The 13,206-nt window shown below is 61.7% G+C and carries 12 protein-coding genes; 5 read left to right on the plus strand and 7 right to left on the minus strand.

What is annotated here, in order from left to right:
* The first annotated feature begins 28 nt into the window (after positions 1-28).
* The 4 genes from V5N12_RS05030 (at position 29) to V5N12_RS05045 (ending at position 4,623) form a co-directional block, all read left to right on the plus strand.
* Positions 29-1,336: an APC family permease gene (locus V5N12_RS05030; protein ID WP_332898057.1), complete on the plus strand. Its 1,308-nt coding sequence runs from the start codon at positions 29-31 to the stop codon at positions 1,334-1,336.
* A 2-nt stretch (positions 1,337-1,338) separates the two neighbouring features.
* Positions 1,339-2,913, plus strand: a complete 1,575-nt coding sequence (locus tag V5N12_RS05035; protein ID WP_332898058.1) for an ABC transporter substrate-binding protein — start codon at positions 1,339-1,341, stop codon at positions 2,911-2,913.
* Positions 2,914-3,001: 88 nt separating this feature from the next.
* Complete coding sequence (locus tag V5N12_RS05040) at positions 3,002-3,976, plus strand: ring-cleaving dioxygenase (protein WP_332898059.1); 975 nt, start codon at positions 3,002-3,004, stop codon at positions 3,974-3,976.
* Complete coding sequence (locus V5N12_RS05045; protein WP_332898060.1) at positions 3,973-4,623, plus strand: alpha/beta hydrolase; 651 nt, start codon at positions 3,973-3,975, stop codon at positions 4,621-4,623. Before V5N12_RS05040 ends, V5N12_RS05045 begins: the two co-directional genes overlap by 4 nt.
* Here V5N12_RS05045 and V5N12_RS05050 read toward each other — a convergent pair whose 3' ends face one another.
* The 6 genes from V5N12_RS05050 to V5N12_RS05075 all read right to left on the minus strand — a co-directional run bounded on the left by V5N12_RS05050 (position 4,624) and on the right by V5N12_RS05075 (position 10,447).
* The gene (locus V5N12_RS05050) at positions 4,624-5,484 is read right to left on the minus strand and encodes an ABC transporter ATP-binding protein (RefSeq protein WP_332898061.1); all 861 of its coding nucleotides are present in this window, start codon (positions 5,482-5,484) and stop codon (positions 4,624-4,626) included.
* Positions 5,484-6,644, minus strand: a complete 1,161-nt coding sequence (locus V5N12_RS05055; protein WP_332898062.1) for a FecCD family ABC transporter permease — start codon at positions 6,642-6,644, stop codon at positions 5,484-5,486. The genes V5N12_RS05050 and V5N12_RS05055 overlap by 1 nt, the downstream gene beginning before the upstream one ends.
* Positions 6,645-6,841: 197 nt before the next feature.
* Entirely contained in the window at positions 6,842-7,390 is a 549-nt protein-coding gene (locus V5N12_RS05060) for a metal-dependent hydrolase (protein ID WP_332898063.1), read from the minus strand.
* 60 nt (positions 7,391-7,450) lie between these two features.
* Positions 7,451-8,605, minus strand: coding sequence for a M20 family metallopeptidase (locus V5N12_RS05065; RefSeq protein WP_332898064.1), 1,155 nt, complete (start codon positions 8,603-8,605; stop codon positions 7,451-7,453).
* Entirely contained in the window at positions 8,598-9,113 is a 516-nt protein-coding gene (locus tag V5N12_RS05070) for an Lrp/AsnC family transcriptional regulator (RefSeq protein ID WP_332898065.1), read from the minus strand. Before V5N12_RS05070 ends, V5N12_RS05065 begins: the two co-directional genes overlap by 8 nt.
* Positions 9,113-10,447 (minus strand): aminotransferase family protein, encoded by a 1,335-nt coding sequence (locus tag V5N12_RS05075; protein ID WP_332898066.1) that lies wholly within the window; start codon positions 10,445-10,447, stop codon positions 9,113-9,115. Before V5N12_RS05075 ends, V5N12_RS05070 begins: the two co-directional genes overlap by 1 nt.
* Before the next feature lie 171 nt (positions 10,448-10,618).
* Here V5N12_RS05075 and V5N12_RS05080 point away from each other — a divergent pair, with 171 nt between their 5' ends.
* Entirely contained in the window at positions 10,619-12,097 is a 1,479-nt protein-coding gene (locus V5N12_RS05080) for a CoA-acylating methylmalonate-semialdehyde dehydrogenase (protein WP_332898067.1), read from the plus strand.
* A 421-nt stretch (positions 12,098-12,518) separates the two neighbouring features.
* Here the strand turns inward: V5N12_RS05080 and V5N12_RS05085 are convergent, their stop codons facing one another.
* A complete protein-coding gene (locus tag V5N12_RS05085) occupies positions 12,519-13,166 on the minus strand; it encodes an RNA ligase partner protein (RefSeq protein ID WP_332900071.1) in 648 nt (215 codons plus the stop codon).
* Positions 13,167-13,206 lie beyond the last annotated feature (40 nt).

Raw genomic sequence — 13,206 nt, forward strand, 5'->3', positions numbered from 1 at the left:
GATGAGCGGTTGCAGACGAACACAGAATATGGGACAGCTTTCACTCAAAGAAGCGGTCGCGATGGCGCTCGGCGGGATGATCGGCGGCGGAATCTACTCAGCGTTCGGTATCGTCGTCGCCATCTCCGGAGACGTGGCGTGGCTCGCGTGGCTCACCGCGGGTATCGTCGCCATGTGCGCAGGGTACAGCTACGTCAAACTGAACGGCCTCGTGGACGACCACGGGGGCGCACCGACCTACATCGAGGAGCTGGTGGGCAACTCAACGCTCGCCGGCATGACCGGGTGGACCCTCCTGTTCGGGTACGTCGGGTCGATGGCGCTCTACGCCTACGCCTTCTCCTCGTTTTTCTCGGAACTTATCGGCCGACTCCACCTGTCTGGGATTCCCGTGGCGAACGCCGTCTCGGTGCTCCTCATCGGGGTGTTCGTCGGCCTCAACCTCATCGGCGCGTCCGAGACGGGGAAAGCAGAGGACGTTCTCACCTTCATCAAGGTGGTCGTCATCGGCATCTTCGGCCTCTGGGGGGTGTACCACGCCTTTCACGTCCAGAAACTCACCTTCGGTCTCTCCTCGATGTCGATTCGAGACCCCATCCTCGGCGCAGCGATGTCGTTCGTCGCGTTCCAAGGGTGGCAACTCCTCCTGTACGACCAGGACAAGTTCGAGAAGCCAAAAGCGAACATCAAGAAGGCCATCTACATCTCGATTCCCGTGGCGACGGCGCTCTACATCCTCGTCGCGCTGACGACGGTGAGCCTACTCAATATTTCGACCATCGCCGTCTCGCCCGAGGTGTCGCTGCTGTACGCCGGTCTCCAGTTCATGGGGACCGTCGGCGCGCTCATCATCGGCATCTCCGCGCTGTTCTCGACGGCGAGTGCGGTCAACGCTACCCTGTTTTCGAGCGCGCTGTTCTCCCGGAACCTCATCGACCGGGGACTCCTGCCCGAGAAGATAGGCGGGAGTGGCGACGGCGAAATTCCAAAGCGCATCGTGGTCATCCTCGGCGTGCTGTCTGCCGGGTTCGCCGTGATGGGAAGTCTCAAAAGCATCACCTCCTTCGCCTCGTTGGCCTTCATCGCGGTGTTCGGCGGGATGAGTTACCTCGCATTCGCCAAGCGCGACCAGTTAGACCTCCTCACGCCGATACCCATGGTTGGTCTCGTGGGCACGGCGGCGTTCTTCCCGCTGTTGCTCTACGACCTCTATCTCAACAGTCCGGGGATGTTCGTCACCGTCCTCCTCATCGGGGTGGCGGTCATCGGCGTCGAACTGCTGTACTTCGAGCGAGAACCAATCGAAGACGTGCTGCCGTGGCTGTCGGGTGAGTAATCATGTCTGAAAACAGCGATCTCAGCAGACGCACCGTTCTCAAAGGAGTCGGCAGCCTCGCGGGCGTGTCCGCGCTGGCTGGCTGTTCGAGCGTGCTCGGAACTGACGCAAACGCGTCCATCCGGTATGCACAGGCGCTCGCACCGAAGTCGCTCGACCCGGTTCGGATTGCAGACCCGTGGTCTGCGTCCGTGGCGACCAACGTGTTCGAGGGCCTGTATCGCTACGACCACGACATGAACCTCGTCCCGGAACTCGCGGCGGGGACACCAACGGTGGAAAACGACGGGAAGACACACATCGTGAAACTCACAGACGGGGCGACATTCCAGGACGGAACTGCGGTCACCGCCGAGGACGTGGCCTACTCGTATCGCGCCGTCCGCGAGGAGGAGCGCCCCGATATGTGGCAGGTGCGGCCCATCGACCACATCGAGGTCCGCGACGAGCAGACGGTGGCGTTCCACCTCAAGAACCCCTACCCGGCGATGGACCACGCTCTGACTCGTGGAATCGTGCCCAAGGCGGTGCGCGAGTCGAACCCCGAAATGTTCGCGCACGAGAAACCGGTTGGTTCCGGCCCCTACGAGGTGGAGACGGCCAAACCCGGCGAGCACGTCTCGCTCACCCATTGGACGGAGTACTGGGGCGAGACAAACCCGTCACTTGAACACGCGCGATTCGTCCAGAACCACTCGGACCTCGCTCGGACAACGAGTCTGAAGACGGGGCAAAACGACATCGTAGAGCGCGTCAATCCGGGGCTCTGGAGCGTGACGCAGGACCTCTCGAACGCGGACACGGCTCTACAGGAGGGCTACCTCGCCCACTACATCGGCTTCAACTGCAACGAGGGGCCGACGGCCGACCCGAAGGTTCGCAAGGCAATTGACTCCCTCGTGGACCTCGACACGGTGACCGAGACGTTCGTCGGCCCAATTGGCCGTCGCCAGTACGGTCTCCTCCCGCCACAACTGGCCGCCGAGTGGGACCTGCCGGTCGAGGAGTGGCAGTCCATTCCGCGCGCGAAGAACAAGGAGAAGGCAAAACAGCTGTTGAAAGAGGCAGACGTGGGCAACTGGGCACCGACGATTGCCGTGCCGAAACACGACTTGTTGCGGGAGAAAATCGCCGAAGAACTCGCCCACGGCCTCGCAGAAATCGGCTTCTACCGCGCTCGCACCGAGAAGTACCCGTGGAAGGAGTTCCGCGAGAAAATCGTCTCGGGGAGTCCCAGTGAGTACAACATCTTCGTGGACGCGTGGGCGGGTGGGCCGGACCCGGACACCTACCTGTACCCGCTGTTCCACGAGAACGCAGAGGGGCGAACCAACGGGGCGTTCTACCAGAACGAGGACGTGATGAACGCCCTGCGCGACGCCCGCCGCACGACGGACGACGCAACGCGCCGCGACCTGTACGAGTCGGCCACGCGCACCCTCCTCACCGAGCGGGTGGCGTTGCCGGCGTTCACGCTCGACAACTCCTTTGGAGTCGCGTCGGGAATCGAGGGCTTCGGCCCGCACCCACTCCCCGGGGAGAATCCTCGGCTCGAAACCATCGAATCGACCGAGTGAGCGTGCGTGGGCGAGTGACGTTGGGGTCACCGAGTGGCTCCGCCGTCTGCGAAGGTATTTTCGTACCCATTTCGTAGATGGTAGCAACGTGACCTCAGATTTCGAACCGACGGGAGGCATTCACCACGTCACGGCTCTCGCGAGCGACCCGCAGCGAAACGTCGACTTCTATACCGAGACGCTTGGGCTGCGTCTCGTAAAGCAGAGTGTGAATCAAGACGAAGTTCACACCTATCACCTGTTCTACGGTGATGGCATCGGCTCTACTGGTACCTCAATGACCTTCTTCCCTATCGAACACGCCCGACAGGGACGCGTTGGTAGTGGCCAAGTGCAGACGGTGGCGTTCCTCATCGACCCCGACGCAGTCGAGTTCTGGGTCGAGCGCTTTTCGGCCCTCGGCGTCGATTATGCAGCCCCCGAAACACGCGGCGACGAGACGGTCATTCCGTTTCGCGACCCCGACGGCCTGCACCTCGAACTCGTCGCCCACCCCGACGCGCCAGCGGGCAACCCGTGGGAACACAGCCCGGTTCCCGACGCCCACCAGATTCGCGGCTTTTTCGGCGTGACGCTCGCGCTCCACACCGCCGGGCCGACGGCCGACTTACTCGAAGCGATGGGCTATGCGCGCGTTGGCGACATCGACGCAGCGCGCACGCGATTCCGGGCAGACGGCGACCTCGGTTTCGTCGTTGACATCATCGCAAATGAAGAACGCGGCCGTGGCGTCCCCGGCGCGGGGACCGTCCACCACGTCGCCTTTCGCGTCCCTGACGACGACACCCACGAACAGTGGCGACAGGCACTCATCGCGCGCAATCTCAACGTCACGGACGTTATCGACCGCAAGTGGTTCCACTCGATTTACTTCCGCGAACCCGGCGGCGTCCTGTTCGAGATTGCGACCGAAAACCCCGGCTACACCGTAGACGAAGAACTTGCGGCCCTCGGAACAAACCTCGTCCTCCCCGAGTGGCTCGAAGGCCGCCGCAGCGAAATCGAGTCGAAACTCACCCCACTCGACATCTCCCGTCCGGCAACGATGGAGGCAGACCAATGAGCGAAACTGACACCCACCCACACCAAGGCCAGCCAGTATCGACTGCAGGAACACCACTCGAAGAGGCAGACGCCGCCGTCGTCTTACTCCACGGCCGCGGAGCCATGGCGACGGGCATCCTCGAACTCGGCGGCCAACTCGCCATCGACAACGTGGCCTATCTCGCGCCACAGGCCGCGAACAACACATGGTATCCCTATTCGTTCATGAACCACATCTCGACCAACGAGCCACACCTCACCTCTGCGCTCCAACTCGTCGATGAGTTGCTCACAGAGATTGCAGACGCTGGCATCCCACTGGAGAACACGATGCTCATTGGCTTCTCACAGGGTGGGTGTCTCGCCTGTGAATACATGGCTCGCAACCCCAAACGCTACGGCGGACTGGCTGGCCTGAGCGCGGGCCTCATCGGGCCACGCGGCACGCCGTGGGACTACGAAGGTGACCTCGAAGGCACGCCGGTGTTCCTCGGGTGCAGCGACTCAGACCCACACATCCCACTCGACCGCGTCGAAGAGACGACGAAAATCCTCACCGACCTCGGCGCAGAGGTAGACGAACGCATCTACAGAAGCATGGGTCACACCGTAAACGAAGACGAAATCGACGCCGTCCGCGACCTCGTTGCGAACCTCGTCGCGTAACTACTTTTCGAGCGCCCGATGGGGCGCGATGTGCGGGCCGGTTTCGCTCGCCGCATCGACGTCCGCATCGACGTGAAACACGTCTGCGAGCAGTTCGTTGGTAACGACTTCGCGGGGCGGTCCCCAGTCGTAGAGCGCGCCGTCTTTCATCGCAATCAGGTTGTCCGCAAAGCGCGCGGCCATCCCGATGTCGTGGAGTACGACGGCGATGGTCACGTCGCGTTCGGCTTTGAGCGTCCGGATGACCTCCATCACGCGCAACTGGTGGTGTAAGTCGAGGTACGTCGTCGGCTCGTCTAACAACAATACGTCCGTGTCTTGGGCGAGCACCATGGCAATCCACGCGAGCTGTTTTTGCCCGCCGCTCAGACTCCCTAACTCCTCGTCTCGAATCTCCGTGACGCCCGCGAGGTCGATGGCGCGTTCGACCGCCTCGTGATCGGTTTCGGTGACGGTCTCAAAGAAGCCCCGATGCGGATACCGGCCGTGATACACGAGGTCTTCGACGGTCAGGCTGCCGGGCGATTCGTGTTCCTGCGAGAGCAACCCGAGCTTTTTGGCTAGCTCCTTCGAGCCGAGTGAGTGAACGTCCGCGCCGTCTATGAGGATGTGGCCGCGGTCGAGCGAGAGCTGTTTTGCCATTCCCTTCAACAGCGTGCTCTTTCCGGAGCCGTTCGGGCCGACGAGTGCCGTCACCTCGCCTGCGGGGATGACGACCTTCTCGCACTCGACAATCGGGTGTTTCGTCGTCGGGTAGCCAATGGCGAGGGCTTCGCCCACGAGGTCGCTCGCGGGCGTCGTTGCATCCTCGCGTTCTTCGTACACCACGCCACCGTCTGTGTTCGCGTGTTCGTTCGCCATCAGATTTCACCCAGTTGTTGCTTTTTGCGCATCAGGTAGAGGAAGTACGGCCCGCCGACGAGGCCGGTGACGATGCCGACCGGAATCTGCACGGGATTGAGCGCGAGGCGCGCGCCGATGTCGGCGCTCACCATCAGCGCCGGGCCGATGAAGATGCAGCCGACGATGAGCCGTTTGTAGTCGCTCCCGACGAGGTTGCGCACCATGTGCGGGACGATGAGGCCGACGAAGCCGACGATTCCAGCCGCCGCGATGCTCGCAGACGCCGCGAGAATTGCAATCCCCGAGAGGGCAAAGCGAACCTTCTCGACGGACATGCCGAGTGACTTTGCGGTTTTCTCGCCGAGCAACAGCACGTTCAACTGCCGGGAGGCGATGAACGCAAGGCCCATCGAGACAATCGTCCACGGGAGTATCATTCGGACTTGCTCCCAGTCAACGCCCGTGAGCGACCCCGTCGTCCACGCGATGGCCGTCTGGACGACGCCGATGTCGTCTGCGAAGAAAAAGAGCGCCGTCTGGAGCGAGCCGAAAATCGTCGAGACGATGACGCCCGCGAGCACGAGGCGTACCGGACTCGTTCCGTTTTTCCACGCAATCGCGTAGACGATGAAGAACGCCACTGCGCCACCCACGGAGGCGATGAGCGGCAAGAACGCAGACAGCCCCGAGAACACGACGAGCGTCAGCAGAATCGAGAGGCCTGCCCCGGAACTCACGCCGAGGATGAACGGACTCGCCAGTTCGTTTCGCGTCACGGCCTGGAAGATGGCTCCAGAGACAGCGAGGTTCATCCCGACGAAAGCGGCGACGAGCACGCGCGGGAGGCGGATGTTCCAGACGATAATCGTCTCGTTCGAGAGGTCGATTGGCGCGGTCGACATTCCGAGCGTACCGAGGACGGTTTTCATCAGGTTTTCACCAAGAAGGAACTGGAGGAGCACCTGCGGGTTCGTCCAGACGAGCGGGTCGAAAAACGCCTCCCACGTCTGGGTGACGGTCATCGAGTACGACCCGAAGCTCATCTGAATCAGCCCGGCGGCGACGACGATGGCCGTACTCCCGAGCATGACGATGAGCAGTTCGCTCGTGACCCACCCGACGCGGCTCTCTCGGTTGCTACTTGCCCGGTTCGGTCGTGTCGAATTCTCGCTTTTCATGAGTCGGAATGTAGGATGGCGGGGCTGGCGGCATCTGGGGCGGCTGGCGACACCTTCTAGGTCGAACCTCGAGTTCGACCGCAACTACCGTCCCCCGCGTTCGGTGAGGCGTGACCGCCACGGCTGGGACCACGCCGGTCGTCCATGAAGTTTAGGCGTGCCTAAATGAGTAAAAACGTTCCTATTTTTCGGCTGCCCTAAACTCCGTTCGCACGGACGGTTCTGCCCGCATACCAGAAGATGGTCCCGTGGATGAGCAACATCACCCCGAGCAGGCCGAAGTTCCAGATGACGGCGTCGTAGTAGATGGCATCGACGATGACTGGCGTGTCGGTGAACGGGAGAAACGGTTTCACCGGCGGGGCGATGTCCGGCGCAGAGAAGATGTCCGCGACGAGGTGGCTCGACGCCCCGGTGAAGAACGCGAGCGCCGAGAAGGTAAACACCTGTCCGGTCGATGGTTGCCCGCCAAGGTAGCGGTCGATGCGTGTCCGCAGGCGGGGAGCGACGACGGTCGCCGCTAGCGCGCCCAACACCAGCGCGAGCGTCGCGGCGAACGCGACGGTGTGGGTGATGCCGTGGTGTTCGACCGGAAACACGGCTCTGAGAAAGAGGTCAGCGTCGGGGAGCAACGCGGTCGGAGCCGCGAGCGCGAGAAAGAGCAGACTCTCTTTTCGACCGAATTTGAGCCAGACGGGCACGGAGAGCGCAAGCGCAAAGCCGACGTGTCCGGCAAGGTCTACCATGCCCCGCCAGATGGCCCACGGTTAGTTAACGGTGCGGGCCGGCTCAACCCACCCGCGGATCTATGATTCGCTCGTGAGCAACTCGCGCACCGCGCGGTCTAACACGTCGTAGCCCGCCTCGATTTCTGCGAGTTCGATGTACTCGTTGAACGAGTGGGCCCGTGAGAGGTCGCCCGGCCCCCACGTAATCGCCTCCATTTCGGCGTCGTTGACGAAGTTTCGCACGTCGGTCGAAGCCTGAATCCCCCACGGTTCGGGGGCGACGCCGCCCACGTCTTGAGAGTGCTTGCGGAACACCTCTGCGAGTGGGCTGTCCACGTCGATTTCCGCGGCCTCGTAGGTACGAATCCGTTCCCACGACACATCGAGGTCGTACTCTTTGGCGAACGCGGTCACAATGTCGTCTACTTCTGCGTCCACGCCTTCGACCGCTTCGCCCGGCAGGATGCGGCGGTCGATTGTGATGACGGCGCGCTCGGGGACGACGTTCTCTTTGGTTCCAGCTTCGAACTTCGTCACCGTCGCGTAGGCCTTTTCGACGAGCGGGTCGGTTCGGGTGCGGAGTTCTGCGTCGTACGCCTCGATGGCGTCGAGCAGGGGGCGTGCGTGCATTATCGCGTTCGAGCCTTGGTCCGGGCGACTGGCGTGTGAGGGTGCGCCTTCGACGGCAATCTCGTACCACGCGAGGCCCTTCTCGCTCGTCGCGGTGCGCATCTTCGTGGGTTCGAGGACGACGCCGTAGTCGCCGTCGTAGCCTGCTTCGAGCAGGGATTTCGTGCCGGGTTCGCCCGTCTCCTCGCCAATCGCGGCGTGGACGACGACCGACCCGGAGAGATCGCCGGATTCGAACTCGGGGGCGAGGTCGCGTGCGAGCAGCATGCCGATGGCGACCTGCGCTTTCATGTCCACGCTGCCGCGGCCGTAGAGGTTCCCGTCGTCGATTTCAGCGCCGTAGGCGTCGTAGTCCCACTGGGCTGGGTCGCCTGCAGGCACCACGTCGATGTGCCCGTTCAAGACGATGGTTGGGTCGCCGTTCCCGACGCGGGCGGCCACCTGCGGGCGGTCTGGGTACGGCTCTTCGACCAGCCACGAGTCGATGCCCTGCTCCGAGAACCAGTCGTGGATGTACTCGGCGGCGGCGGCTTCGTTTCCGGGTGGATTCTCGGTTTCGATGCGAACGAGGTCTTGGATGAGTTCGGTGAGTTCGTCAGTCATTGTCTACGGAGAGCAACGCGTCTGCCTGCGCCTCAGAGAGGTTGAGCAGGCGACTGCCTGTGACGGGGAGTTCTTTCATCACGTAGTGTGAGGATGTCTCATCGACGCCGTCTACGGCGACGATGTCGTCTACGAGGTCGTTCATCTGCTCGCGCGAAGCGACGCGGGCGATGACGATGAAATCTACGTCGCCCATGGTGTAGTAGACGTGCTGGACGCCGCCAATCTCGGTGAGCCGTGAGCCAATCTCGTCTGCGTAGCCGCGCTCGTGGGTCACCGACACCTCGGTGATCATCACCGTCGAAAGCCCGAGCGCGTGGGGGTCGATGTCCGCGGTGACACCCGAAATCACGCCCTTTTCTTTGAGCTTCGAGAGCCGGTAGTGGACGGCGGATTTCGACAGGCCGAGTTCGTCTGCGAGCGTCTCTAAGCTCACGTCGAAGTCGCGCTCGACCGCAGAGAGCAACGCGAAGTCGGTCTCGTCGAGCGTCACGGCGACGCCTTCCATCACTCCTCCATCGCCGCGTCCGAGACTTCGAGGGCAGTGTCGAGGGCGGCGACCGCCTCGTCGATTTCGTCCTCGGTGATGGTGAGCGGCGGCGCGATGATGAGCGTGTTAATCATGTTCGCGACGTAGACGCCCTGTTCGCTCGCGGCCCCAGAGACTTCGTCAACGACCGTCTTCCCTGTCGAAATCTTGTCGACACGCTGGCCAAACGGCACGCGACCTTCCGTACTCTTAGTGAGTTCGAGGCCACGGAACAGGCCCACGCCGCGCGATTCGCCCACGCTCGGGTGTTTCTCAGCGAGTTCGTCGAGTTTCGCGCCGAGGTACTCACCGCGTTCTTTGGCCTGCTCGATGAGGCCGTCGCGCTGGTAGGTTTCGACGGCGGCGAGGCCTGCGGCCACGGCGACTGGGTGGCCCGAGTAGGTGTGGCCGTGGCAGAACATGTTGTCTTCGAAGTGGGCGGCGATTTCGTCGGTGACGATGGTCGCCCCGAGCGGTGCGTACGCGCCAGTCAGCCCTTTCGCCATCGTCATGATGTCCGGCGTCACGTCGAACAGGTCACAGCCGAACCACTCGCCGGTGCGGCCAAACCCGGCCATCACTTCGTCCACGATGAGCAGCGCGCCGTGGTCGTGGGCGATCTCTTTCAGGCGCGGCAGATACTCGTCTGGCGGGACGAGAATCCCGTTCGAGCCAACGATTGGTTCGACCAGAATCGCGGCGACGGTGTCGCCTTCGAGCATCAGCATCTCGTCGATGTATTCGAGGCTCTCCATCGGTTCGAGCGTCGAGCCATAGGCGTAGGGGTCGGGCGCTTTGATGGTGCCGGGGATGCCGGGTTCTGCCATCAGCCGCCGGGGGTCGCCCGTGACGCTAATCGAGCCGTAGGTCGAGCCGTGGTACGACCGGTAACGCGAGACGATTTTCTGCTTGCCCGTGACGAAGCGGGCGATTTTGATGGCCGCTTCGATGGCTTCGGTGCCGCTCGTAGAGAAGAACGTCTTAGAGAGGTTCCCAGGGGTGACCTCCGCTAACTTCTCCCCGAGTTTCGCGCGGGCTTCGGTGGTGTAGCCCGGTGCGACGTACGCCGCGGTCTTCGCCTGCTCTGCCATTGCCTCTGCAACGGCGTCCGCCGAGTGGCCGAGGTTCGAGCACATGAGTTGGCCAGAAAGGTCGAGGTACGACTTCCCGTCCGCCGTCTCGATGCGGTTGCCAGACGCGCCGACGACCTGCGTCGGCTTGACTTCTGACTGATACGACCACGTGCCGAAGACGTGTTTTTTGTCCAGTTGTTCGAGTTCGTTCATCCCGGTTTCAGCCTCGTCGCTCGTCATGTGGCTTGACATCTACTCTCATGTGTGGTTAATCTTTTGCTCAACAGTCGAATCAGACAACTGTTTCGTGTAGTTTGCCAAAACAATTGAACAACGTTCGAAGAAATCGAAATCCAACTAGACATTTGACCGACCAAGATTTATGGTTATGGCTGAGAACCGTTCACGCACATGGTTTCACTTGACGCCCTCTCGCAGACAGGAGAGGTACGCAACTACGTCGGTGGGAACTGGACCGCAGTCGAGAGCGATGACGGGCAGGCCGTCATCAACCCCGCGACGGGAGAAGAACTCGCCTACGTGCCGTTTACCGGAACCGACCAACTAGACGAAGCAATCGCCACCGGACAGGAAGCGTTCGAGACGTGGCGAAACACCCCGGTTGTCGAGCGGATTCAGCCCCTCTTTCGGCTGAAGGCGCTGCTCGACGAACACCAAGAAGAACTCGCAGAGATTCTCGTCCAGGAACACGGCAAGACGTTCAACGAAGCGATGGGCGAACTGCGCCGCGGCATCGAGAACGTCGAAGTCTCCTGTGGCATCCCGACGATGATGCAGGCGGGCTTCCTCGAAAACGCGGCCCCCGGCATCGACGAAGCCGCCGTCCGCCAGCCACTCGGCGTCTTCACCGCCATCACGCCGTTTAACTTCCCCGGCATGATTCCGCTCTGGTTCCTGCCGTACGCGGTCGCGACGGGCAACTCGTTCATCCTCAAGCCGTCTGAACAGGACCCACTCGTCGCCCAGCGCATCTTCGAACTGATCGACGAAGCGGGCTTCCCCGACGGCGTCGTCCAGCTCGTGAACGGTGGGAAAGACACCGTGAACGCGCTCATCCAGCACGAGGGCATCGCGGGCGTCTCCTTCGTCGGCAGCACGCCGGTCGCACGCCACGTATACAAAGAGTCGGCCGCCACGGGCAAGCGCGTCCAGGCACAGGGCGGGGCGAAAAACCACATCATCGTCGCCGAATCCGCAGACCTCCGCCACGCCGCAGAGCAGACTGTCTCCTCTGCGTGTGCGTGTGCAGGCGAGCGATGTCTCGCAAACGACGTGGTGCTCGTCCACGAGTCGGTGTACGACGAGTTCGCAGACCTCGTCGTCGAACTCGCAGACCAGCAGGTCGTCGGCTACGGGCTGGACGAAGGCACGGACATTGGTGCGATGATTTCTGCACCCCACGCAGAGCGCGTCCGCGGCCACATCCAAAGCGGCGTCGACGAAGGTGCGACGCTCCTGCGCGACGGCCGCGACGTCGAAGTCGAGGGCTACGACGGCGAGTTCATCGGCCCGACCATCTTCGGTGACGTGACCCCCGACATGACCATCGCGCGCGAGGAGATTTTCGGCCCCGTGTTCGGGCTCGTCCGCGTGAGCGACATGACCGAAGCCATCGACATTCTCAACCAGAGCGAGTTCGGGAACGCCGCGAGCCTGTTCACCCGCGAGGGCGCAGATGCCCGGCGCTTCCGCAACGAAGCGCAAGCGGGTAACCTTGGCGTGAACGTCGGGACGAGCGCGCCGATGGCCTTCTTCCACTTCGGTGGCCGCAAGGCCTCCGCCTTTGGCGACCTCCACGCACAGGGCGAAGACATGATTCAGTTCTACACGGACAAGACCATCTTCATCGAGCGCTGGCCGGACGCCTAACTCTCGTCTAAAACTCTCACTGTCTTTTTCTGCTGATCAAACGTGTCTGAGCAAACGCACGCAGCTTTATGGTATGATGTGGCGTACCATATGTTGTATCGGGAACCGCAAGGATACACCGAACGATCTGTTCCAGAAAATCTGATTTCAGAAAGTACGGAAGAGGTTAGGGGCAACAACTGAGTCTCTGTGAAAGGAGAACGAAGTCAACGCTCCGAAGGAGAACCGAAATAACCCACAAACGTTGCCTTCCGGAAGGCGCGTTGTGAAGGCCATGTAACGGATGGGGCGTAAGCATCATTCGTGAAACTGGGAAACCAGAAGAGCCGTAGAGGGGTATGGAAAACGTTTCCCGTTCGGGTCCTAATTGCGGCTCTCGGTTGTTATCTCTCCCCTTGAGTTTTATCTCTGGAATCCACACTCACGTTTCGCTCGCTGCTAAATACTCGGTCAGCAACGACGGAAAATCCCGCCCTTTCAGATACCTGAGTCCAAACCCTTCTGCCCAGTGGATGATGCCCGTATCTTCGGTTACGACACCTGCTTCGAGTTCTCGGGCGAGGATGAGCAAGTCGAAGTCCTCGCGCGAATCGAGGATGCCCCGGCGCAGCGTCGAGCGGTACTCTGAACGAAGGTCTGAGATGACTTTGTCGACTTCACTGAGCTGATCTCCAGTGTCAGAATCCCGCGACTCCTCGGCTTTTCGCACGGCTTTTTCAGAGACGCGCAGCCCTCTGTCTACGCGATTGCTCATCTCTTCGATGAACTCGTAGACGATTTCTGCGGGAATCATCACCGTATACCGGTCGGGATTTTTCTTGATGAGCCACGTGTTGAGCTTCGAGAGCACCTCCTCTGAGACGCCTCTGTCTTTGAGCATCCGCGAGAGTTCCTCATAGACAGACGGTGGGATGTAACACGAGATGTGGAGTTTGAGCTTCGCTTCGGCGATGAGGTCTAACAGGCGGTCGACCGCCTGCGCCAAATCTTCGTCGTCGTCGCGTATCTCCTCGGTGATGAACGTAGACGTGTCGAGCACGAAGCGTTGTTTCAACGGATAGTCCGCCATCACCACCAGTTTGTCTCGCATGGCAATAGATACCAGTGCT

The sequence above is a fragment of the Haladaptatus sp. CMSO5 genome, from assembly GCF_036689885.1.
Taxonomy (GTDB): Archaea; Halobacteriota; Halobacteria; order Halobacteriales; family Halococcaceae; genus QDMS2.